At 58.3% G+C, this 20,883-nt stretch carries 23 protein-coding genes and 1 pseudogene; 14 read left to right on the top strand and 10 right to left on the bottom strand.

Annotated features, from left to right (window positions below; genetic code table 11):
• Positions 1–84 precede the first annotated feature (84 nt).
• Together ACVWYY_RS04705 and ACVWYY_RS04700 are read left to right on the top strand one after the other, a co-directional pair.
• Positions 85–1,620, top strand: coding sequence for a hypothetical protein (locus ACVWYY_RS04705; RefSeq protein ID WP_457439709.1), 1,536 nt, complete (start codon positions 85–87; stop codon positions 1,618–1,620).
• Positions 1,621–1,921: 301 nt separating this feature from the next.
• Positions 1,922–2,116, top strand: coding sequence for a hypothetical protein (locus tag ACVWYY_RS04700; protein ID WP_414349826.1), 195 nt, complete (start codon positions 1,922–1,924; stop codon positions 2,114–2,116).
• Here the strand turns inward: ACVWYY_RS04700 and ACVWYY_RS04695 are convergent.
• The 7 genes and pseudogenes from ACVWYY_RS04695 to glmU form a co-directional block, all read right to left on the bottom strand.
• Positions 2,113–3,045, bottom strand: coding sequence for an AEC family transporter (locus tag ACVWYY_RS04695; RefSeq protein ID WP_414357971.1), 933 nt, complete (start codon positions 3,043–3,045; stop codon positions 2,113–2,115). The genes ACVWYY_RS04700 and ACVWYY_RS04695 overlap by 4 nt on opposite strands.
• A gap of 26 nt (positions 3,046–3,071) precedes the next feature.
• Positions 3,072–4,331 (bottom strand): 4-hydroxy-3-methylbut-2-enyl diphosphate reductase, encoded by a 1,260-nt coding sequence (locus ACVWYY_RS04690; RefSeq protein WP_414388748.1) that lies wholly within the window; start codon positions 4,329–4,331, stop codon positions 3,072–3,074.
• A 217-nt stretch (positions 4,332–4,548) separates the two neighbouring features.
• The gene (locus ACVWYY_RS04685) at positions 4,549–4,824 is read right to left on the bottom strand and encodes a lipopolysaccharide assembly protein LapA domain-containing protein (protein WP_011434193.1); all 276 of its coding nucleotides are present in this window, start codon (positions 4,822–4,824) and stop codon (positions 4,549–4,551) included.
• Between the two features lie 51 nt (positions 4,825–4,875).
• Positions 4,876–5,322, bottom strand: coding sequence for a pentapeptide repeat-containing protein (locus ACVWYY_RS04680; RefSeq protein WP_457439708.1), 447 nt, complete (start codon positions 5,320–5,322; stop codon positions 4,876–4,878).
• A 425-nt stretch (positions 5,323–5,747) separates the two neighbouring features.
• A complete protein-coding gene (locus ACVWYY_RS04675) occupies positions 5,748–6,200 on the bottom strand; it encodes an RNA-guided endonuclease InsQ/TnpB family protein (RefSeq protein WP_414355920.1) in 453 nt (150 codons plus the stop codon).
• Between the two features lie 90 nt (positions 6,201–6,290).
• Complete coding sequence (locus tag ACVWYY_RS04670; RefSeq protein ID WP_238376989.1) at positions 6,291–6,797, bottom strand: PPC domain-containing DNA-binding protein; 507 nt, start codon at positions 6,795–6,797, stop codon at positions 6,291–6,293.
• A gap of 39 nt (positions 6,798–6,836) precedes the next feature.
• Positions 6,837–8,189, bottom strand: a pseudogene (gene glmU, locus ACVWYY_RS04665) (bifunctional UDP-N-acetylglucosamine diphosphorylase/glucosamine-1-phosphate N-acetyltransferase GlmU); the annotation flags it as partial.
• A 138-nt stretch (positions 8,190–8,327) separates the two neighbouring features.
• Here glmU and ACVWYY_RS04660 point away from each other — a divergent pair.
• The 5 genes from ACVWYY_RS04660 to ACVWYY_RS04640 all read left to right on the top strand — a co-directional run bounded on the left by ACVWYY_RS04660 (position 8,328) and on the right by ACVWYY_RS04640 (position 10,957).
• A complete protein-coding gene (locus ACVWYY_RS04660) occupies positions 8,328–8,756 on the top strand; it encodes an SHOCT domain-containing protein (protein WP_414390833.1) in 429 nt (142 codons plus the stop codon).
• Between the two features lie 134 nt (positions 8,757–8,890).
• Entirely contained in the window at positions 8,891–9,349 is a 459-nt protein-coding gene (locus tag ACVWYY_RS04655) for an MAPEG family protein (RefSeq protein ID WP_011434188.1), read from the top strand.
• Positions 9,350–9,500: 151 nt separating this feature from the next.
• Positions 9,501–9,770 carry a hypothetical protein gene (locus tag ACVWYY_RS04650; protein WP_414332008.1) on the top strand — a complete coding sequence of 90 codons (270 nt, stop codon included), beginning with the start codon at positions 9,501–9,503 and terminating at the stop codon, positions 9,768–9,770.
• Between the two features lie 36 nt (positions 9,771–9,806).
• Positions 9,807–10,487, top strand: coding sequence for an energy-coupling factor ABC transporter ATP-binding protein (locus tag ACVWYY_RS04645; protein ID WP_457387582.1), 681 nt, complete (start codon positions 9,807–9,809; stop codon positions 10,485–10,487).
• A 257-nt stretch (positions 10,488–10,744) separates the two neighbouring features.
• Entirely contained in the window at positions 10,745–10,957 is a 213-nt protein-coding gene (locus ACVWYY_RS04640; RefSeq protein ID WP_457384595.1) for a CP12 domain-containing protein, read from the top strand.
• 239 nt (positions 10,958–11,196) lie between these two features.
• On the opposite strand, the gene ACVWYY_RS04635 is transcribed toward ACVWYY_RS04640, so the two are convergent.
• Complete coding sequence (locus ACVWYY_RS04635; protein ID WP_457439705.1) at positions 11,197–12,000, bottom strand: FTR1 family iron permease; 804 nt, start codon at positions 11,998–12,000, stop codon at positions 11,197–11,199.
• 49 nt (positions 12,001–12,049) lie between these two features.
• On the bottom strand, positions 12,050–12,541 hold the full coding sequence (gene msrB / locus ACVWYY_RS04630) for a peptide-methionine (R)-S-oxide reductase MsrB (RefSeq protein WP_414384090.1): 492 nt from the start codon (positions 12,539–12,541) through the stop codon (positions 12,050–12,052).
• Between the two features lie 275 nt (positions 12,542–12,816).
• Here msrB and ndhN point away from each other — a divergent pair, with 275 nt between their 5' ends.
• The 7 genes from ndhN (at position 12,817) to ACVWYY_RS04595 (ending at position 20,311) form a co-directional block, all read left to right on the top strand.
• The gene (gene ndhN / locus ACVWYY_RS04625; RefSeq protein WP_414344253.1) at positions 12,817–13,260 is read left to right on the top strand and encodes an NAD(P)H-quinone oxidoreductase subunit N; all 444 of its coding nucleotides are present in this window, start codon (positions 12,817–12,819) and stop codon (positions 13,258–13,260) included.
• A 391-nt stretch (positions 13,261–13,651) separates the two neighbouring features.
• Complete coding sequence (locus tag ACVWYY_RS04620) at positions 13,652–14,692, top strand: Light dependent period protein LdpA domain-containing protein (RefSeq protein WP_457403003.1); 1,041 nt, start codon at positions 13,652–13,654, stop codon at positions 14,690–14,692.
• Positions 14,693–14,746: 54 nt separating this feature from the next.
• Positions 14,747–16,618: a R3H domain-containing nucleic acid-binding protein gene (locus ACVWYY_RS04615; protein WP_457403056.1), complete on the top strand. Its 1,872-nt coding sequence runs from the start codon at positions 14,747–14,749 to the stop codon at positions 16,616–16,618.
• 237 nt (positions 16,619–16,855) lie between these two features.
• A complete protein-coding gene (locus ACVWYY_RS04610; protein ID WP_457403002.1) occupies positions 16,856–17,425 on the top strand; it encodes a Uma2 family endonuclease in 570 nt (189 codons plus the stop codon).
• A gap of 213 nt (positions 17,426–17,638) precedes the next feature.
• The gene (locus ACVWYY_RS04605) at positions 17,639–18,091 is read left to right on the top strand and encodes a QcrA and Rieske domain-containing protein (RefSeq protein WP_414330183.1); all 453 of its coding nucleotides are present in this window, start codon (positions 17,639–17,641) and stop codon (positions 18,089–18,091) included.
• Between the two features lie 93 nt (positions 18,092–18,184).
• A complete protein-coding gene (locus tag ACVWYY_RS04600) occupies positions 18,185–19,333 on the top strand; it encodes a glycosyltransferase (protein ID WP_414384084.1) in 1,149 nt (382 codons plus the stop codon).
• A gap of 78 nt (positions 19,334–19,411) precedes the next feature.
• Positions 19,412–20,311 (top strand): PRC-barrel domain-containing protein, encoded by a 900-nt coding sequence (locus ACVWYY_RS04595; RefSeq protein WP_457439703.1) that lies wholly within the window; start codon positions 19,412–19,414, stop codon positions 20,309–20,311.
• Between the two features lie 143 nt (positions 20,312–20,454).
• Here the strand turns inward: ACVWYY_RS04595 and ACVWYY_RS04590 are convergent, their stop codons facing one another.
• Positions 20,455–20,763, bottom strand: coding sequence for an alpha/beta fold hydrolase (locus tag ACVWYY_RS04590; RefSeq protein ID WP_457403000.1), 309 nt, complete (start codon positions 20,761–20,763; stop codon positions 20,455–20,457).
• Between the last annotated feature and the right edge of the window lie 120 nt (positions 20,764–20,883).

Here is a 20,883-nt window from a genome sequence, read left to right as displayed (position 1 = left end):
AGAGATGGGATTTGGTTTTCTTCTCTACCCTAGAATAGGCTAGTTCACCCTACCGTCTGTGGCAGATCCCCGGCGTACTGAACTGTGATTGAGGTTGAAGTCCACCAACAGTTGCGGCAGCTTTTGCGGCAGTCTCCCGAAGCCCTGTGGCCCCACCAGTTGACGATGGCTCGCATGGTGGCGCGAGGGTTGCGGTTGGGTCGCAGCACCTTGATCCAGGTGCCTGCTGGGGGTCAGCACCGCCTCAGTTATCTGCTGCCGGCCCTGATGTGGCCCAACCCCACCTTGCTCTGTGCCACAGCTCCTGTGCAGGCGCAAATTTTGGGGGAAGAGATCCCCTGGCTACAGCACACCCTGCAGTTGCATAAGCCCGTCCTGCAAAAAGACCGTTGGCCGGATCCCGATTTCCAGGGGTTGCTGTTGGTGGATCCCCTGGATTGGCTGCAAGCTCGCCTGAGAAAGGGATCCTCGGAAGTGCCGACAGGGATCCCTCTGATCCTGGATGGAGCCGAAGACCTAGAAGATTGGGCCTACCAGGCGCTAACGGTGACCCTGGAAGCCAGCCATTGGCAACAGCTCCGGCAAATCTTCCCTGCCGAGGCGGAGCAGCTCTCCCAGGTTCAGGTCAATTTGTCCCTTCAGCTTTTGCGGCGGCCTCTTTCCCGCTGTCTGCTTCATGCGGATGAACAGGTTCACCTGGATGCTGTGCTGTCTTTGGTGACAGGCTACCCCGGCTGGCTGCCGGATCCCTGGGATCAAATCCGCCGGCGGCTCAGCTCTGAGGGGGATCCCGTCTCCAAATGGATTTGGTGGGCCGAAACCGACCGAGAAACCGGTCGCCTCACCCTTCACCACAGCCCGGCGGCTCTGCAGGATTGGTTGGCCCCCATTTGGGCCACACAGCCGGTGGTGATTATTGGGGAAGCGCTGGATCTGGATCGCCAGGCGGAAACCTATCGGCGACGGTTGGGCTTGCCGGATCTGACGCCGCTGCGGTTTGCCTCAGGCGAGGGTTGGCCACGTTCTGGCGGGGCGGAGCTTTCCCTTTACTTGCCGCGCCTCCCCCTGCCCAACAGCCCTCTATTTCGGGATCACCTGCTGCAAGAGCTGAAAAACTTGATCCCTCAGGCGCAGGGCTTCGTGGTGGTGTTGGTGTCGGATCAACCTCTGCAGGCACAGGTGGGGGCGGCTTTGGCTGCCGAATTCGGCTCGCGGGTGCGGGTAAACAGCCCTTTTCCGGGCGAAAAGGGCATTTTGGTCTGCGACTGGCCCTACTGGCTACACCACAAGGCCGGCTTGCCTCGCCCGGAACTGATGGTGATCACCACTTTGCCCTTCCCTTCTGTGGAAGACCCAAGGGTGGCCGGACGGGTGCAATATCTGCAACGCACCCAGCAGGACTGGTTTCGTCAGTACCTTTTGCCGGTGGCTGCTGCCCAGTTGCAACGGGCCGTCGCGCCTCTGCGGCAAGGCTCTGATTCGGGAGAAGACCCCAGCTCCCCCACTCGATGGGTGGCTATTTTGGATAGCCGCATTATCGTCCGCAGCTACGGCGTCTCTCTTCTCAATGCCTTGGGGCCAACTTTACGGGTCGAGCAGCGCAGCCAATTGTTCGTTTAGGGATCCCTGGGCCTCTTGCTCGAGTTGATGGGATGTATGGTCATTTTAAACAGGAATGAAACATTTCTGTCCAGCTCCTCTCTCCCTCTGGGAGAAGGTCTGGGGGTGGCCGCGGAAGCAGCGCGGAACGCCTGGGGAGTGTCTCAATCTAGTTTGGAATGACTATATTGAGGATTTTTTGGCTTGAGCGACTGAGAGAAGGCTTGCTCAGCATAGAGGGGAGATTTGTATCCTAGAGAGCCAAAGTCAACTGGGATCCAAGCTATTCTGAGGGTGAACCACTCCTACTCACCTTCTTCTCATGATCAGTCCTGCTCTCAGCTCCGATACAGCACTGCGCACGCAAGCAGTTTGGAAGCCATTGCGGCAGGCCATTGTGGAAAGCTCGGGTTTTCGGGGATGGCTCCAGGGCCGGGAGTTGCCCACTCAGGAAGCAGAGCTGGATCAACTGGTGCATCGCTACCTAGAGCAGACGTTGTCTCACCTGGCCTATTAGGATCCCCACAGCCCCAGCCAGAGGGGCAAGGTCAGCAAGGCGGCCAAGTACCCCACGGCCAAGGCGGTGACGGTAATTTCCCGATCCAAGTCGTATTCTTCCGTGAGCACCAGGGTGGCGATGGCGGGGGGCATACCGCTCTGCAGGACCAGCACCAGCTTGGCCAGAGGCGGGTAGGGGGTGAAGGCAAGGCCGATTCCCACCAAGAGCGGCACAATCACAATTTTGATCAAGAGGGCCACTCCGGCGGCAAGAAAGGATCCCCAGCGCTTCACCTGGGCCAGCCGCATCCCCAAAATCATCAAACTGAGCGGGATCATGCTCCAGGCAAAAGCCGCCAACCCTTGAGAGAGCCAACCCGGCAGGGGTTCGCGGGTCAGCAGTAGGCCCATCGCAAACGACCAGAGGGCAGGGGTGCGCAGAATGTGGAGGCCCACCTGCCAAGGCTGAGCATGGGAACTGCCGTGGCGGCTGGCCACCCACACGCCAAACCCGTAGGCCATGAACAGAGTGCCCAGCAGATCGTAGAACAGGGCCCAGCCAAAGTAAGCCCTTCCGGCCACAGCCAGACAGATGGGATAGCCCAAATACCCGGTGTTCCCCAGGGTGGCGGTTAGGTGAAAGCTGCCCTGCTGGGCACTGCTCCAACAGTTGTGGCGCTGCCACCACAGCCAAGCGCTGGTCAAGGCAAACCCCAGCCCCACCGACAGCCAACAGATCAGAGGGGCGACCCAGATTTGGCCCGACAGATCCACCCCCTGCATAAACCCGACAATGCTGAGGGGCACCCCCACCCAGAACATGAACCGCCCCAAAGCATGAGGATCCAGCCAACGCTTCCAGTCGCCGGGCAGCCCCTTCTGGAGAAAAAAACCCAGCAGCGTCCAGCCCAGCAAGGGAGGATAAACCTGAAAAAGGGTGTTGAGCACGCTCAAGAGGGAGAGGGAAGGGATCCCTAGGCAGGGATCCGCCGGGGTTCTTCACGTAGAGCGAAGATGCGTTGAATCACCTCTTCAACAACGCGGTCTGGGGTAGAGGCACCGGAGGTAATGCCGATTTGCACCGGCCCATCGGGTAGCCACCCTTCGGTAACCGTCGGGTCTTGGTGAAGTGGCTTGTGACGGATGCGGTTGTTGGGTTGGATGCAGTCGGGGCCATCGATATGGAAGGAGGGCAGGCCTTTGGCCAGGGCAATTTCCTGCAAGTGGGTGGTATTCGAGGAATTAAACCCCCCGATCACCACCACCACATCCAAAGGCTGCTCCAGCAGCTCGAACATGGCGTCCTGCCGCTCTTGGGTGGCATTGCAGATGGTGTTAAAGCTCATGAAGTGGTTGTCTAACTCCTGGGGGCCATATTTGCGCAGCATGGTGGTCTCAAACAGCTTGGCAATGGCGCGGGTCTCCCCTTCCAGCATCGTGGTTTGGTTGGCGATGCCGATCCGCTCCAGATCGCGATCCGGATCAAAACCGGGGGAAGTGGCCTTGCCGAAGCGCCGCCGAAATTCTGCCGCATCTCCGCCCTGCAAAATGTAGCGGGCGACCCATTCCGCTTCTTCCAGGTTCAGCACCACCAGGTACTTTTCGGCAAAGGAGCTGGTGGCTACGGTTTCTTCGTGGTTGTACTTGCCGTGGATGACAGAGGTAAATTGGGCCGCGCGGTGCTTGTCCACTTGGTTCCACACGCGGGAAACCCAGGGGCAGGTGGTATCGACAATCTCATTGCCCTGCGACCGAAAAAACGCCATTTCCGATGCACTCGCCCCAAAAGCAGGCCAAATCACCACATCTTGGGGCCGGATCTGAGAAAAGTCCTTCTTGCCGTCCGGGCCTTTCTCCACAAAGCGGATCCCCATCTCCTTCAGGTGCTGGTTTACCAGAGGGTTGTGGATGATCTCGTTGGTGATCCACAGTTGCCGATCCGGAAAGCGTCGCCGCGCTTCATAGGCATATTCCACCGCCCGTTCCACGCCCCAGCAAAAGCCAAAGGCCCTGGCCAGGTGAATGGTAATGTCGCCCCGCTGATAGCGGTAGGACTGGGCACGGATTTGCTCCACAAGGGGGCTTTTGTAGGTGGTTTGCAGCTCCAGTTGAGCCTGATCCTTGTGTTCTTCAAACCCCTTGGCGAAGTAGGTGCTGGATCCGCGCAGGGCTTTGCGCAGGGCCCGTGGGTCTTGGGGAGAGCTATCCGGGGAAGTAGGTTGAAAATAAGCCATGGTTACGGTTGGAGATACGCACTGCTCAAGCAGACGGCGAAGGGATCCTGATCTCAGCTTACGCCCAGTCTCGCATCGGTGGGCCATTCCAGCATGCTTTCCCTAGGGCCAGCGACAAGATTGTCAAGTCAACTATAGAATTGCAGGTAGAATTGCAGGGGATCGAAGCCGTTGAGCCAAAGCCAGAAAGCAGAGGGATCCCTTTGGGAATTGGCCGTTATTGGGGCGGTTGATCCTGCATTTCCAGTTGGCGCACCCGCTCTTGTAATTGGCGGGCGGTGGCAGAAAAGCTGCGCCCAGGCCAGAGGAGAGAGCCCAGCCCCACCGTCAACAGGCCCAAGCCGACAGCCGCGGCGATGAGAAATCCCAAAGGCAGCTCCACCGAGCGCCACATTAAGAAATGTACGGTCAGGGTGGTGGGGTTTTGCCCGGCCAGGACTGCCACTCCCAAAGCCAGCAGCAGTGTCAAGACCAAGTTGAACAGCAGTAACATCAGGGATCCCGTCGCAACAGTTCCATTCTGCCTTGTCTGCTGGGGGGTGGCTCAAGCCAGCACACTCCCGTCAGGTAGGATGGCCCCCCTGAGGTCAGCGCCGGTCAGCACTGCTCCGCCGATTTTTGCCCCGCTCAGATCGGCTCCCTGCAGTTGTGCACGGGTTAGCTTGGCTTCCCAAAGGTAGGCACCGTGCAAGTTGGCTTCCCGCAAGTCGGCAAAGCTGAGATCCGCGCCGATCAAGTTGGCTTCCCAAAGATTGGCCCCGCGGAGGTTGGCCCCCATCAAGTTGGCCGAGCTGAGATCGGCGCCGCGCAAATCGGCTTCCTGCAGGTTAATGCCACTCAGCTTGCCAAAGGAGAGGTTGGCCCCTCTCAGATTCACCCCTTGCAGGTTGGAGCGCACCAAGTCCACCCCCACCAGGTTGGATTCTTGAAAGTTGCGCTCGCCAGAGGCATATTCTGTCAGCAGATCGTCAGCAGTTGTCACTCGGGGCATGGCCGGATACTGCCATCCGTGCGTTAAGCTTAACAATTTCTGGCTGCTCAACGGGGTACTGATGACCGCTCCGAAAGACCTACGAAACGCTAACAAACACTTCCAGAGTGTTCAGTGCCTGTCGCGTCTGATACATTTACGCTGAACACTGCTGAACATCACTGTTCAACTATGCAGCGATAGCATTCTGTTTGTTTCCATTCGCGTTAGCGGGACGGAGTCCAAACAGAATGGCGGTATCCCGCAAAGCTTTGAGTAGAATACCCAAAGCGCAGTTTCCGTGTCGTCTTACTACCAATTTTCTGCTTTGCTTTGGCTACCATGTTGGCAGACTCGAAAGTAAACAGAAAGATCAACTGGTAGTAATCCGTACTGAACATATTATACATTATTTTCAGTATAGTTGAGCTTATTATTGACTAGAGTCATGCTCTCAAGCTAACAACCACGTTCTTGGGTGTGGTCACCGGGAGCAGCTCTGCACAGCGCAGCCAACCGAAGATAGGTACCTTGATGCGGTTGCCAGAAGTGCGAATACTCCCTTCCAGGTAAAAGCTGTCTCGCACTCCCTTGCGTTTGAAGCGGGGAAACTTCCCCAACCCACCCCGCCAGCGCTTAAGGGCTTGCTCCAAGTTGCGTAATGCCTGCTGAGGGGCGCATTTGGAGACCTGGTAGTACCAGCGATGTTCTTTCTTCACCTCGGCCACTAGGCGCTTGTGCAGGTCAATGGCGGTGGGAAGTTTTTGCTGGTTCTCCAGGGCTTGCCGACAGACTTCTAAGCCCCAGTTATAGGCGTGGCGGGCTACCCCAGCGTGTTGGGCGGCTAGAGTTGTTTGCTTGCGGTTAAGAATGAGTTGCGTCCGAAAACCCAGTAACATGCCCGCCACACCGCAAAGCGTCCATGAGTTCCGTGAAGCTTTCGGCTTGGCGCTCACAAGCCCCCTTTAGCTTTAGGTAACTCGTGTTGACTACTGTAGGCTTTTCGGCCTGCTGTTGTCAGCCTCTGGTTTTGTCTGCTGGTTTTGCTGGGGTTGGGGGGGTGGGGACGGCCAGCAGGGATCCCCTGCCACGGGTTGGATGTGCAACTCCAGGTAGCCGGTGGCCGGATCCGGTTGACGGGAGAAGCGATACTCCGGGCTGTCGGCGAGGACAATTTCGGCGGTGGTGTAGATGAGGCAGCCGGGGCGCAGGTGTCCCCCCCAGGTTTGGCCTCGGGCATCGGCAACGGTGAGATGGAGATGGACTCCGTCAGGGCACAGGGATCCACTCAGGGCCAGGATCTCCAGGCGTTCCGACAACAGGTGATCCCCCGTTTGGTCGGCCAGGCGCAGGGTGGCTTGGCTGAGGCTGCCGACAGCGCTGAGGACAAACCCCGCTTGCAAGGGCTGCTGCCGGGCCAATCGCTCTAGTTCCTGCTTGAGATCTTGGCCGGGGAAAAGGCGCAAGGGATAAATCTTGAGGGATCCCGGCGGCATGGGCTGGGGCTCCTGGGGGCGGGAAGAGCGGATCCCAAGTCGCCAACCGGGCTTGACCACCGGGCGGGAGCGAGCGATCACCAAGCAGTCATCCGGCAGGGGGTAGCGGGCAGGGATGGTGGAGCCGGCAGCAATGGTGACATCGGATCCCACCTGCAAAGGAGCCACCAGAACCGAGTTGGCGCCTGTTTTGCTGCGATCCCCAATTTCGGTAAAGTGCTTTTGCTGGCCGTCGTAGTTGGCGATGATGGTGCCCGCCCCGATGTTGACCTGGGATCCCAGCTTGGCATCGCCCAGGTAGGCCAAGTGGGCGGCGTTGCTGTGGGATCCGATCTGGGCATTTTTGGTTTCCACAAAGTTGCCGATGCGGCAGTGATCCCCGATCTGGCTGTGGGGGCGCACGTGGGCGTAGGGGCCTATCCAAACCTGGTTGCCGATGCGGCTGTGGCTGACCACCGAGTAGAGAATGTGACACCCAGATCCAATCTCGCTGGACTCGATCCAACTGCCCGGCCCCAGGCGGGTTCCCGAGCCAATGCGGCACACCCCTCGCAGATGGGTTTGGGGCTCGATCACCACATCGGGGGCCAATTCCACCGTTTCCTCGAGGCTGCTGCTGTCGGGATCCACAAAGGTGACCCCGGCTTCCATCCAGGCTTCCTTGAGGCGATCCTGCAAAATCTGGTACGCCTGGGCCAGTTGGCGGCGGTCGTTGATGCCCACAATTTCTTGCGGATCGGCAACATCCAGAGCGATGGCTTTGCCCACCCGCTTGACGGCATCCGTTAGGTAGTACTCCTGCTGCGCGTTGTTGCTGTTGAGATGGGGCAAAACCTGAGCCAGAGCCGGCCAGTGGAAACAATACACCCCACTGTTGATGCGGCGATTTTGCCGTTGGGCCGGGGTGCAGTCTCGCTCTTCCACCAGTTCCAGCACCCGCTGTTGGGCATCGCAAAATACCCGCCCATAGCCATAGGGATCCGCCACCTGAGCCGAGAGCAAGGTTACCTCTGGGTTCATCTGGCGGTGGCGCTCCACCAGAGCTTGCAGGGTTTCTGCCCGCAGCAGGGGCACATCCCCGTTGATCACCAGCAGATCCCCCTGAAAACCGCCCAGGACGGGCAACAGCTGTTGAACGGCGTGTCCGGTGCCCAATTGCTGGGCCTGCTCCACAAATTCAACCGGGTACTCCCGCAGGGCTTGGCGCACCTGCTCCTGTTCATAACCCACAATCACCAGACAGCGGTGGGGTTTCAAGGTTAGCACCGTGCGCAGCAGCCGCTCGATCAAAGACAGGGATCCCAGTTTGTGCAGCACCTTGGGCAGCCGTGATCGCATCCGGGTGCCCTTGCCCGCTGCCAAGATCGCTACCGATAGCTCCCGCTCTGCCATGTTCCTTCCCCGAACTGCCCCCATCAAGTATAGGCGGCGGGATGCTGCTCAAAAATCTTCTGAGGTTGGATCCAAGTTCCTGAGCCCTGTGCGGCCAAAACTGAGCTAGCTTAATGGCACATCTAGCTGGTGCAGTCTATGGCCGAGAGCAGGGGCCCTGATATGCCCCCACAGGAACGTCGGCGGTTGGTCCGCGAGGTGGCCGGCTGGCTGGCGATGCTGGGGGTGTTCATTCCAGGGTTGCAGCGCTTCTATATGGGGCACCAACGCTGGGGCTGGGGCTACTTGGTGGCGGGGCTGATGGTGTTCGTTCCTTCCATCCCGCTGCAGATCCTCAGCTACGGGGTACGCGCCCTTTGTTTGCTGGAAGGGCTGTGGATCCTGACCATGAGCAATGCCGATTTCGATTTTCGATTCAACCGAGAGTTGATCGAGCTGGAGTGGACCAGTGTGGAAGGGCGAGAAGCCCGGGATCCCGAACAGCAGTTGGAAAGCCAGTTGAAACAGGGCTTGATCACCCGCGCTGAATATGAGGAGCGCCGCCGGCAAATCCGCAAGATTTCCTGACGCAAGCATCTGCCTGGATAGACAGCCCGATAGATGGATAATGGTTCTGGTGTTGATTTTCCCGGCAATAGCTCCCACCCAAGCTGGGCTCTTTTCTCTCCTCTGTCATTGTGCACCGCCCTTTTGCCTATCTTATGTTGCCAAATCCTCCTCTCGTAGCCATCCCCCTGTTCTCCATCGCGGCAGCCATGCTCTTGGTCTATCTGCCCATGGGGGTGGTGGGCTATGCCCGTGCCCGCGTCGGCTACGACCTGCATGCCCCTCGGGCTATGTTTGATAGGCTACCTCCCTACGGGCAACGGGCCACCTGGGCCCACGCCAACGGGTTTGAGACCTTTGGGATGTTTGCGGCAGCAGCGTTGATTGCCTACATCACCGGCCCTCACTCGGATCCCTGGTATTTTGGCCTCAGCGGAGATGAAGGGGTAGCTGTGCTGTGTGGGGTGTTTCTGCTGGCGCGGCTGCTCTACAACTTTTTCTACATTGCCGATATTCCCATTGGGCGCTCCCTCTCCTTCTTGGCGGGATCCCTGGCCACGTTGGGCCTGTTGCTGATTAGCCTGCTGCCTTTTCTCGGCACCGGCCTGGCCTAATCTGGCGAGAGAAACTCCCCCGTCATTTGTTGAGCCTGCCGGTACCCTGGCCCAACCTGCGATACTGGAAAAGGACTTCGTCCTGCTGTCGCCAACGGCGTCCTCTGGGTGCCTCTCTTTTGTCCCACGGCCCACTACGCAACGGTCAGCCATGTACACTCTGGAACTGCTCCTGAAAGGGAACCCTGCCCCCATCGTTGTCCACCAAAAAGAGGAAGAAGCGGCCAACCGGGCCTACCAAAGCATCGTCAATGCTCTGCAGAGTGGATCCCCTCAGAGTTTGGAGCTGACCTGCGACCGCACCGGCAAAAAGGTGTTCCTGCTCACCGGTGAGCTATGTGGCGTGCAAATGACTTCCAAGTCGGGCGGCGCCAGCCCCATGGGAGCCCGTCCCGGTTTTTTGGCCCAGTTGCAAAGCTGAGGACAGCCCTTTTCTCTCTGCCGCTAAGGGATCCCCATGTCTGAGGTGGCCATTCGGGTGGAGAGCCTGACCTTTGCTTGGCCGGAACGTCCGCCGGTTTTGCAGGCGTGCAGTTTTGTCATTCCCAAGGGCCAGTTGTGGATGCTCTTGGGGCCCAATGGCAGCGGCAAGTCCACCCTGTTGCAACTGTTGTCCGGATCCCTGACCCATCCCCAGCCCCTTTCGGGCCACCTGGAGATTCGCGGTCGGCTGGGCTATGTGTTTCAAAACCCGGATCACCAACTGTTCATGCCCACGGTGGGAGCCGATGTGGCCTTTGGCTTGGGAGCAGAGGCTCTGACCTTGGCGGAAATTCACCGGCGGGTGGAAACAGCCTTGGAGCAAGTCGGATTAAAGCACCTGATCCGTCGGCCCATCCACGGCCTCAGCGGCGGACAGAAGCAACGGGTGGCAGTGGCAGGGGCTTTGGCCCGGCGCAGCGAGGTGCTGCTTTTGGACGAGCCGACAGCTCTGTTGGATCCCGACAGCCAGGCGGATTTGCTGCGGTGCATCCGTCAATTGGTGGATCAAGAAGGCATCACCGCCCTTTGGGTAACCCATCGGCTGGCGGAACTGGAATGGGCAGACGGGGCGATTTTGCTCTCGGAAGGTCAAGTGCGTCAACAGGGATCCCCAGAGCAGGTGCGGCAACGGATTGAACAACTGTTTGGGGCCTGAGGGATCCCTGCGCATCCTGATCCCAAAGAGATCGCGAAAGTGCAGCTGCACCCCCCTGTCGTCACTGTTTAGAATGGGTAATATATCCGGTTGATCAATTCGGTTGGCACAAGGTCATTATCCTGAACTTATTCCCCGTCTGGATCGGCTGGTTTTTACCTGTTGATCCTCGGTTACACCGAATCCCTACAGGTTCTGCGTCAGCCGGTTACATCAGCGGGCCACCGGCCCCATCTAGTCTAAAGGAGCTTGAGAACATGGGACTGTCTGAAGTGATCGCCAAAGAGCTGGAAAATGCTCGCAACGTCTGCTCTGAGTACGGCGAAGGGGATCCCCACTGCCGTGCGGCCTGGGATGCGGTTGAAGAAGTGCTGGCAGCTCGCAGCCACCAGCCGAGGACTCCCAGCAGCCTAGAGAAGCACTGCGCTGAAAACCCAGATGCTGTTGAATGCCGGGTCTACGATACCTGATTCTCGGGAACCCCACAGAGTGGATGCTCTCTGTCGATTCCGTAGCGATCGACAGGGTTTCCTACTGGGGATCTCCGACAAAATCCAGCGGCCTGCCGGATCCCTGCCGGTAGGCTTTGCTTTCTTGGACTGGAAGGCTTGACTGGGTGCAGCCTTTTGGTTGCCATCCATCGAAACCAAAACCAGGACTCATCAAGCTCAAGGCTGGTGGAATCCACAGGGCTCGTGGAGAACGTTTTTCACGAAGAAAGCTTTCGAGCCGGATCAGCTCGCAGCCATTGCCCCACCCACAAGGCGAAAGCTATTCCCAGCAGCACCAGTTGGGGGAGCAGCGTCTGCCAAGTGGGATATATGCCCAGCCAGCGCAGCTTTGGGATCCCAACAAGAGGAGTGATGGGCAGCCAGTCCGCCACCTGTAGAGCGTGCAAGCCACTGCCCAAAAACTTAAAGCCCAAATAGAAAACCAGCAGACTCAGGCCCCGGAAAAAAACTCCCAGCGGCAATTTCAGCCCCACCTGCAGCAGCAAGATCGCCACCGCCACCAACACCAGGGATCCCAGGCCGATCCCCAGCCAAAAATCTTTTGCCGAGAGGGAAGGGGCCAACCCCACATAAAACAGCACCGTTTCCGCCCCCTCGCGAAACACCGCCACAAAGGCCAGAAAAGCCAAGGAAAAAACCTGACCCGTGGCCAGTGCCGCCTGCGCCTGTTCCCGCACAAAGGTTTGCCAACAAGCCACTGCAGCCCGGCGGTGCAACCAAAGGCTGACCGAGAACAACAAACCTGCTGCCACCAGCCCGGTGATCCCTTCCAGCACCTCTTGTCGCGTGTGGGTGAGCATCTGCTGGAAAAACAGCTTCACCAGCAGGCCGAGCATCACCGCTGCCAGCAAGCCCGCGGATCCCCCTATCCACACCCAGCGCTTCTGAGCCGATTGCCCGCTCTTGCTCATAAGGGCCAGCAGTGCCACCAGCACCAAGAGAGCTTCCAGGCCCTCCCGCAGCAGAATCGAAGCAGCATCCAGGAACGTGTAGTCCGACATAGGCTCACCCAGACAGGCGGCTCAGTTTTAGCTGGAGCCAAGAGGATTTCTAAGTGGTGGCTGGGATGAACTTGAGGGCAGCAGAATTGATGCAGTAGCGCAAACCCGTGGGTGGGGGGCCATCCCGAAACACATGCCCCAGATGCCCACCGCAGTTAGAGCAGTGGACTTCCGTGCGGGGCACAAACAATTTCCAGTCCGTCTTGGTGCCGATCACATGTGGAGCAATCGGCTCCCAAAAGCTGGGCCAACCGGTGCCACTGTCGTACTTGGCCGCTGAGGAAAACAGCTCCTGCCCACAGCCGGCACAGACATAGATACCTGGGGCCTTGTTGTCGTAGTAAGCGTTGCGGAAGGGGGGCTCAGTGCCCTCTTGGCGCAGCACATAGTATTGCTCTTCGGTGAGCAGTTGCCGCCACTCGGCGTCGGTTTTGGTGAAGGGATAAGTCTGTTGGGCCATTGCTCTTTGCTCTCCTGCTAAGCTGAGTGGTGCTGTAATCAACCCGGCCACCGCCAAGGTCAACAGCTCGCGTCGTCGCATGATGAGGTTCATCTGTTGTCGCTGTGTAAGTGGCGGGGAGGCCATCCCTACTAGGGGGATCCATCCGCCTTTGTCCGCCACCTGTGGGTTGAGACCTGCAAGCAGGTTACCCGTATCTTAACCCTTCTTTACGCTCCCTTCTGCAAAACAGGGAGATAGCCAGTATTCTATGGGTTCCATTGGCAGCTTCTATCCCCAGCTTCAGGCGCCATCCCGTTACAATGAGCGCAGGTGGGCTGCTTGTCCAACCCTAGACGAGTCATGGAGTTCTTCCTATGCTGCTGGTCGGCTCAGGTGCAAAGTTTGTACAGCAACTGGAGCAATCTGGGGCTTTGGCCATCTTTGTAACCCCAGAGGGGGGATCCGAAGGGCACTACCTGCGGCGGCTGCGCGGAGCTGGGTATGAGGTGGTCACCCTCTCCAGTAAGGGAATCGGGGATCTGGCCAGCTATTTGACGCGCATTCATGGGGTACGGCCTGCCACGCTGGGCAAATCGGAGCGGCGCACCTATTTCTTTCCCGCGTTGATCGAGCAGTATCGGGCCACCTTGCCCCCGAAAGCAAAGGGGTTGGTGTTTTGGTTTTACGAGGGGCATGTGTTCAGCCAACAGGAACTCTCCTACCTGGTGAAGCTGAGTCGGGAAGACAAGGGAGTGAAGTTTGTGGTGGAACTGGGCCGAGAACGGTCAATTCGTTGGCAACCTCTGCAGAGCGCCTGAACCTGATACATTTACGCTGAACACTGCTGAACATCACTGTTCAACTATGCAGCGATAGCATTCTGTTTGTTTCCATTCGCGTTAGCGGGACGAAGTCCAAACAGAATGGCGGTATCCCGCAAAGCTTTGAGTAGAATACCCAAAGCGCAGTTTCCGTGTCGTCTTACTACCAATTTTCTGCTTTGCTTTGGCTACCATGTTGGCAGACTCGAAAGTAAACAGAAAGATCAACTGGTAGTAATCCGTACTGAACATATTATACATTATTTTCAGTATAGTTGAGCTTATTATTGACTAGAGTCATGCTCTCTTCAGGATCCTGGAAATTTCTTTGCTACCATCTCAAATAGATGGCCTGCGGCTCAGATTCCCATCCTGCTAGCGGCTTCTTGTGCCTGTGACCTTGCCAACCGCCTCGCTGCAACAGGGTACCTGGTTTAAGCTGATCTGCGGCGCAAGTTTCCACCACTTGCCCTCGGTTCGGGAGCTGGCTTTCCTTTACACGCTGGCCGGGGCAGATTGCATTGATGTTGCTGCCGATCCGGCCATAGTGCGGGCCGCTCAAGAAGGGATCCAACGGGCACAAGCCGAAGATCCCCAGGCGGGGTTCCCTTGGTTGATGGTCAGCGTCAATGACGGCGAAGACGTCCATTTCCGCAAGGCGGTGCTGACGGCTCCCGTCTGTCCTGCCGACTGTCCTCAGCCTTGTTTGGCAGTCTGTCCTCCCCATGCCTTGACACAGGCAGCCCTTCCTGCTCAAGTCCACATCCAGACAGAGCTGTGCTACGGCTGTGGGCGCTGTGAGCCGGTTTGCCCCCACCGGCGCATTGCCACCTTCGGCTACCAGGTCGCTTTGTCAGAAGTTTTGCCGCCTTTGGTCGAGCTGGGCATTCAAGCGGTGGAGATTCACACCTGCATTGGTCGCCAGAGGTCATTCGAGCAATTGTGGGGATCCCTGAAGCCCTGGCTACCTCAGCTCCAGGCAATCTCAATTAGCTTTAACGATGGCCCGGGCCTAGAGGCTTACTTGAGGGATTTGCTGGCTCTTATGGATCCCTTGCCGGAAGTGTTGATCTGGCAGGTGGATGGCCGGCCTATGAGTGGCGATATTGGAGCTGGCACCGGCAAAGCTGCCCTAAAGTTGGCCGAGAAGGTGCTGAACATGGGCCTGCCCGGCTATGTGCAATTGGCAGGAGGAACCAACGCCCAAACGGTGCCGCTGTTGGATCCCCGGTGGCCGGTGGCGGGGGTGGCCTTCGGCAGCTATGCGCGACAGTTGGTGTCAGCCTATCTGGAAGAGCCAGCTCACAGCTCATCGGAGTCAGGATGGAATCCTGGATTGGTGGCAGGGATCCCGTTGGCAAAGCAGTTGGTGCAGCAAGTAAAGCGGCGATCCGTTGCTTTTAGGCAAACCTGTTTTTCCTGCGTTTAACGACGTTGCTCAGCCATGAGTTTCCCCGTACAGCCCTCAACCCCAAGTCCGTCGATGGATCCGGAAAGTGCTCCGCACCGCTTACGTGAACGTACCGGCTTTCCCGGCCAGGTTCAATACAGCGACGACCTGAGCAAGCTTTTGGATATCCTGCCGGCTCCAATTCGCGAGCGCCTAGAACAGCATCCTCACCTGGATCGATTGGTGGAGGTGGTGCTGGATTTGGGCCGCCGTCCCGAAGCCCGCTTCCCCGGCTTTGCCGATTACCTCTCCGAGGACGTGATCACCCGGGCCGACTTGGATCAGGTGATCAGCCGGGTTGGAGAGTTCAGCAGTGACAACCGCGCAGGCATTGCCTCTACCCTGCACCGGATCAGTGCCATTCGCAACCGCCAAGGCACAATCATTGGCCTTACCTGTCGGGTGGGTCGCTGCGTTATCGGCGTGATCAGCATGATCCGCGACTTGGTGGAACAGGGGCGCTCCATGCTGTTGCTGGGCCGACCAGGGGTGGGCAAAACCACGGCCTTGCGGGAGATTGCCCGTGTGCTGGCGGATGAGCTGGGCAAACGAGTGGTTATTATCGACACTTCCAACGAGATTGCCGGCGATGGCGATGTGCCCCACCCGGGCATTGGCCGGGCCAGACGGATGCAGGTGGCCAGCCCAGAGCTGCAGCACAAGGTGATGATTGAGGCAGTGGAAAACCACATGCCCGAAGTGGTAGTTATCGACGAGATCGGCACTGAACTGGAAGCTTTGGCCTCTCGTACCATTGCCGAGCGGGGGGTACAACTGGTGGCCACCGCCCATGGCAACCGCATCGACAACCTGATCAAAAATCCCACCCTCTCCGACTTGGTAGGCGGGATCCAATCCGTCACCCTGGGAGATGAAGAGGCGCGGCGGCGCGGCTCTCAAAAGAGTGTGTTGGAGCGCAAAGCTCCCCCTACGTTTGAGATTGCCATAGAGATGCTGGAGCGATCCCGCTGGGTCATCCACGAAGATGTGGCCGCCACTGTGGATCGTCTCTTGCGCAACCGCGAGCCGCTGACCCAAACCCGCAGTTTAGACGAACGCGGCCAGGTGGTGATAGTCACGAATGAGCGCCCGGCCCTATCTGGCCCCCAATGGCCCCCCGCCGGCAGCACAATCTCCGCAGCACGGGAGCGGGGAGGATGGCAACGCTCTGGACGGATGGAAGCTCTGCCTTCAGAGCCGCTTGAAAGTCGCTCGCAGCAGCAAGGAGAATCGGGTTTGCTCCTGGAGAGGCGAGAGGACTCCGTCCCGCTAACGCCAGCGGGATCCCGTCCTGCCCCTCAGGTGGTGGCCGAATCCAAAGCGGAATCCGGCTCTGACGAAGAAGAAGATTTGGACTGGGAGGGATCCGCCCTAGCCCCGACAGGACGGCAGCAGAATCCGGATGGGCCGCTGATGATCTACCCCTACGGAGTGAGCCGCTTCTACCTGGAGCAGGTGATCCAAACCCTGAAACTGCCGGCGGATGTCACCAAAGACCTGGATGGGGCGGACATTGTCTTGGCCTTGCGATCCCAGGTGCGCAGCCGTTCCAAGATCCAGCAGATGGCCCACTCCCGCCAGATCCCGATTCACACCGTTAAGGCCAATACTCTGATTGCCCTGGCCCGCGCCCTGCGCCACATCCTCAACATCGAAAGCGAAGATGGATCCGATTCCGACCTGGAGCTGTTCATTCGCGCCAGCTCAGGCGATGAAACCGAAGCTCTGGAAGAAGCCCGCCTGGCGGTGGAGCAAATTGTCATTCCCAAGTCTCAGCCGGTGGAACTTTTGCCCCGTTCGCCTCTGATCCGCAAGCTCCAACACCAGTTGGTGGAACATTACCACCTGCGGGCCCAAAGCTTTGGCGAAGAGCCCAACCGCCGCTTGCGCATCTATCCCAACTAGCCCCACACGATAGCGCAGCCAATAGTCCAGCTCTAGAGAACCTCTATCCATTGAGCCGTCGTGGTTAGAGAGGAAGGACTCCGTCTCGCTTCTGTGAACGGGATCCTGGGCTAAGATTTGGCTACGCCAAGTGCGGTTCCCGCTGTTGCGACAGCGTTGCAGTTGTCGGCCCAGTGTCGTAGGTACAGCAGCAGGGTGCCCTGGGCATAGCACCATTTATTGCTATAGGGATAGCTAATGACTGCTACAGAAGTACGCTGGACCACTCGGGATATCGAGGCTCTTCCAGAGAATGAATGGATCCGCTACGAGATCATCGACGGAGAACTGCTGGTGACTCGCTCTCCTCATCACAAACATCAGCACATTATCGGGTGTTTGTTCTCCGCACTGCATCGGTGGTCGCTAGAAACAGGATTGGGAGAACCCTCAATCATGCCAGGGATCCTCTTTTCCGAATTTGATAATGTGTCTCCCGATGTTGTTTGGGTTAGTTATGAGCGGCTATCACAGATTCAAGATGAAGCAGGACATTTTCGGGGTGCCCCTGAGCTGGTGGTTGAAGTCCTATCACCTGGAAAAGTTCATAAGGATCGAGACCGCTTGGCAAAACGGAAACTCTACTCTGTGCATGGGGTGCAAGAGTACTGGATCGTCGATCGGCTGGCTCAGAGAGTAGGGGTGTATCGCAGACAACAGGCCCAGTTGGTCTTGGTAGAAACGCTGTTGGCTCAGGATGCGTTGTCTTCTCCCCTGTTGCCCGGCTTTGCCTGCGCGGTTGCTGAGCTGTTTACCTCTCGATCCTAAGCTCCAGCAGTGCAAGAGCCCATCCCCGGTACTCAAGCAACGAAGAGGGCTACTGCGTACTCTAGCCGGAAAAAGTGCGGCTTGGCCCTGGCCGAAACTGTTCCGGTGTAACAAAATGTTAAGGGCAGCATTTGTACGGGGATCCCTTCTGAAGGGGCCGGTCTTTTGCTGGCTCATGACCTACATTTCGCACACCTCCAAGGACACATAGCCATGTACAACAATCGTCGTGGTTTTCTTCGCTGGCTGGCTCTCGGTTTTGGCTCGTTGGTGGGTTGGTTACCTGGGTTTACCCGGCGCCGTTTTGCCCTGGCCCAGGGAACTGCTTCTGGCTCTAAGGCTTCTGAGCCGGAGTTTGTGAAAGTTGCCACTCTGGCCGATCTCAAAGATGGCCCCTTCAAGGTGGAAAACGCCTTTGGGAAAAACACCGCCACCCTCTGGCTGGTCGGGGATCCGCAAAAAGAAGATTCTCTGCTGGCTTTGGATGCCGCCTGTCCCCATGCGGGGTGTGATGTGAACTGGCGGGGGGAGAACTTTGTCTGCCCCTGTCATGGCTCGGCTTTTGCTGCCGATGGCAGCCGTACCCGTGGCCCGGCCAAGGCAGACCTGGCCATCTACAAGGTCAAGGTGGAGAAGGGAGAAATTTTTGTAGCCAAAGCCTCATAAAGTTCTGGGCAGGCTGTGGGCTTTGAGGCCAGGCAAAAGGAGTCGGGTATCCGGATTGAGAAGACAATGGGCTGAGCTACCGAGGCTCTCCCTATGGCTCGTCCCTACCGCTATCTGTTCCTCTCCACCCCTGTTGGACCTCTGGGATCCGGGGCCGGTGGTGGTGTGGAGCTCAATCTTGCCAACCTGACGCGTGTCTTACTCCAGATGGGATCCCAAGTGCGGGTGTTGGCCCCTGTGGGATCCCGAATGGCGGAGTTGCCGGAGGAGGTGATCGAGCCGGTGGCGGGCCTTCCCCCGGCCTATGCGCAAACCCAGCGCCGCGATCAGCCGGTTCTGATCCACACCCCCTCTCTGCTGGCCAACCTGTGGCAGCGGGCTGCCCACCTGCAAGATCAGTTCGATCTAATCGTGAACTGGAGCTACGATTGGCTCTCGTTTTATTTGACGGATTTTTTCCGCACCCCGGTGGCCCACATCGTCAGCATGGGATCCCTCAGCGATGCCGTCGATCAGGCTCTAGAGCACATTGCCCATCGCTACCCTGGTCGGCTGGCGGTGCATTCGCGGGCGCAAGCCCAGACCTTTGCCTTTGCCCGAGCCGAGATGGCGGCAGGTCGGGATCCCTTTGTCTATCTGCCCTGCGGGGTGGATCTGCGCCTCTACGACTTTGTGCCCCAAGGGAATGGATCCCTGTGTTGGATTGGGCGCATTGCCTCCGAAAAGGGCCTGGAAGACTGTGCTGCCCTAGCCGAGAAGACGGGAAGGCCGGTGGTGATCCTAGGCCACCTGCAAGAGCCAGGCTACTGGCAGCAGATCCAAGAGCAGTACCCGCATGCCCAATTGGATTACCGAGGGTTTTTGCCCACCCCGCAAATGCAGCGGATCTTGGGGCAATGCTCAGCCTTGATCATGACCCCCAAGTGGGTGGAGGCCTTTGGCTTGGTGGCGGTGGAAGCTTTGGCCTGTGGCGTGCCGGTGATTACCTACCGCCGGGGTGGGCCCGCGGAAATTGTCAGCGATGGAGAAACCGGCTGGATCGTCGAGCCGGACAACGTGGCAGCTTTGGCAGAGGCTGTAGAGCGCCTAGATCACATCGACAGGAGCCGCTGTCGGCAACGGGCAGAAGAGCACTATTCCCTGGGCGCGATGGCAGAGCAGTTTCTGGCCTGGAGCAGGCAGATTGGCCGGGATCCCACCTGGGCAGCCCGCGAGGGAGGAGACAGGCAGTGGTACTATTAACTTACTTAATTCTGGCGAACTGTGTCAGACACGCAGCCCAACAACGGGAACGTTTTGACTTACGACGGGGAAACCATCATGACGACTGGGAAAGGATCTGTTGCGCTGGTGCGATCAGAGGTTCGTCGGCGGTCACAGGTTCTGGGAACGCAGGTGATCAGCCAGGGCAACGCAGCCCGGCTTGGGGTAGTCAGCGAAGTTTGGGCGGATCTGGAAGCCAAGCAGGTTCTGGTGCTGGGGGTGCTGGAAAAAGCCCTTGCCGGATCCCCCCGTTTGATGGAGCTGCGGCAAGTAACAGCGTTGGGTCAGGATGCAGTTCTTGTCCCCAGCGAAGAAGTTTTCGATAACTTGGACGATAACTTGGATTTGGAGGGCCTGAGTCGCGTGGTTGGCAGCGAGGTGGTAACCGAAGAAGGGATCCGCCTTGGCAAAGTTAAAGATTTTGAGTTCAACTCCGTCTCCGGCATCATCACGGGCTTGGTGCTCTCCAACCTTGGCCTCACCTTTTTACCCGGCTTTATCCTCAGCACCTATCTGCTCTCCACCGATGAGATTGTCTCTGTGGGCGGGGATCGCCTTATTGTTGCCGATGGCGCTGAGACCCGCCTAACCCAACTGGCCAAGGGGATTTTGGAAACCCTGGGAATCGGTAAGCCCCCTTGGGAAGCCGGAGTTAGCCCGGCTCCTGCCCTGCCCAGTGCTGTCGAGAGTCCCGCCGTTGAGGAGGATTACGAAGAAGAATACGACGAGGAATACGAGGCCGAAGAAGAAGACGTTTACGCAGAAGAAGAGCCTGAACCTGAGCCGCAGCCTGTGCGTCCACGCCCGCCTGAGCCCGCACCCGCCCCCGAACAACCGGCTTGGGAACAGGAGTATGCCAAAGAAGAGGCCCCTCCTTCTGAGCCTGCCCCTCCTCCTTCCAGCTCCACTCCTGTGGATGGTGATCCCTGGGAAGATAAGGCCGGGGAGCCCACTTGAGTTGCCGGGCTTGTATCAACTCCCCTCTGCGCTCGGGATGGTCACGTCAACCGAGAGCACGGCCCTTACCCCTGGCGCTAGGGCTGCTTCTTGCGCCAATCTTCCACTTTTTTCTGCCAAGGGGCAAAGGGATCCCCTGTCCGTCATCCCGGTAGAGCAGGATCGGCTTCGGCCAAGAAGCGCAAAGCCACCGACAAAAAGGTCTGCGGCGCTTCAATGTGCGGAAAAGCAGCCCCTGGCAACCGGTATATCGGCACCTCCGGGCGCAAAGCGCGATACCGCTCTGCCTGTTCTGGGCCGGTGAGGCGGTTCTGTTCTCCCCAGACCAGAACCATGGGCTTGGTCACCACGCGAAAGTCGTCTTCGATGGGCAAGTTGAGCTTGCCGGTGAGAAAAGAACGGGGGGCAAATTGAGCCCCCGCTTGGTGAGCTGCCTGGTAATAGTAGTCCACCACCCCATCATCCAGGGCGTAGCTGGGGGAGCATGACTCTAGTCAATAATAAGCTCAACTATACTGAAAATAATGTATAATATGTTCAGTACGGATTACTACCAGTTGATCTTTCTGTTT

The sequence above is a fragment of the Thermostichus sp. MS-CIW-34 genome, assembly GCF_054060435.1.
Note: the sequence above shows the minus strand (reverse complement) of the source record. Positions and strands in the feature narration are given on the sequence as shown.

Excerpts from the sequence above, each read along its gene's own strand:
- ACVWYY_RS04700 (WP_414349826.1), top strand. The coding sequence starts at position 1,922 with ATGATCAGTCCTGCTCTCAGCTCCGATACAGCACTGCGCACGCAAGCA.
- ACVWYY_RS04635 (WP_457439705.1), bottom strand. The coding sequence starts at position 12,000 with ATGTCGGACTACACGTTCCTGGATGCTGCTTCGATTCTGCTGCGGGAG.
- ACVWYY_RS04680 (WP_457439708.1), bottom strand. The coding sequence starts at position 5,322 with ATGCCCCGAGTGACAACTGCTGACGATCTGCTGACAGAATATGCCTCT.
- ACVWYY_RS04670 (WP_238376989.1), bottom strand. The coding sequence starts at position 6,797 with ATGCCGCCGGGATCCCTCAAGATTTATCCCTTGCGCCTTTTCCCCGGC.
- msrB (WP_414384090.1), bottom strand. The coding sequence starts at position 12,541 with ATGCGACGACGCGAGCTGTTGACCTTGGCGGTGGCCGGGTTGATTACA.
- ACVWYY_RS04690 (WP_414388748.1), bottom strand. The coding sequence starts at position 4,331 with ATGGCTTATTTTCAACCTACTTCCCCGGATAGCTCTCCCCAAGACCCA.
- ACVWYY_RS04600 (WP_414384084.1), top strand. The coding sequence starts at position 18,185 with ATGGCTCGTCCCTACCGCTATCTGTTCCTCTCCACCCCTGTTGGACCT.
- ACVWYY_RS04655 (WP_011434188.1), top strand. The coding sequence starts at position 8,891 with ATGTTGCCAAATCCTCCTCTCGTAGCCATCCCCCTGTTCTCCATCGCG.
- ACVWYY_RS04615 (WP_457403056.1), top strand. The coding sequence starts at position 14,747 with ATGGATCCGGAAAGTGCTCCGCACCGCTTACGTGAACGTACCGGCTTT.
- ACVWYY_RS04610 (WP_457403002.1), top strand. The coding sequence starts at position 16,856 with ATGACTGCTACAGAAGTACGCTGGACCACTCGGGATATCGAGGCTCTT.
- ACVWYY_RS04640 (WP_457384595.1), top strand. The coding sequence starts at position 10,745 with ATGGGACTGTCTGAAGTGATCGCCAAAGAGCTGGAAAATGCTCGCAAC.
- ACVWYY_RS04645 (WP_457387582.1), top strand. The coding sequence starts at position 9,807 with ATGTCTGAGGTGGCCATTCGGGTGGAGAGCCTGACCTTTGCTTGGCCG.
- ACVWYY_RS04675 (WP_414355920.1), bottom strand. The coding sequence starts at position 6,200 with ATGTTACTGGGTTTTCGGACGCAACTCATTCTTAACCGCAAGCAAACA.
- ACVWYY_RS04595 (WP_457439703.1), top strand. The coding sequence starts at position 19,412 with ATGACGACTGGGAAAGGATCTGTTGCGCTGGTGCGATCAGAGGTTCGT.
- ACVWYY_RS04685 (WP_011434193.1), bottom strand. The coding sequence starts at position 4,824 with ATGTTACTGCTGTTCAACTTGGTCTTGACACTGCTGCTGGCTTTGGGA.
- ACVWYY_RS04660 (WP_414390833.1), top strand. The coding sequence starts at position 8,328 with ATGGCCGAGAGCAGGGGCCCTGATATGCCCCCACAGGAACGTCGGCGG.
- ACVWYY_RS04605 (WP_414330183.1), top strand. The coding sequence starts at position 17,639 with ATGTACAACAATCGTCGTGGTTTTCTTCGCTGGCTGGCTCTCGGTTTT.
- ACVWYY_RS04650 (WP_414332008.1), top strand. The coding sequence starts at position 9,501 with ATGTACACTCTGGAACTGCTCCTGAAAGGGAACCCTGCCCCCATCGTT.
- ndhN (WP_414344253.1), top strand. The coding sequence starts at position 12,817 with ATGCTGCTGGTCGGCTCAGGTGCAAAGTTTGTACAGCAACTGGAGCAA.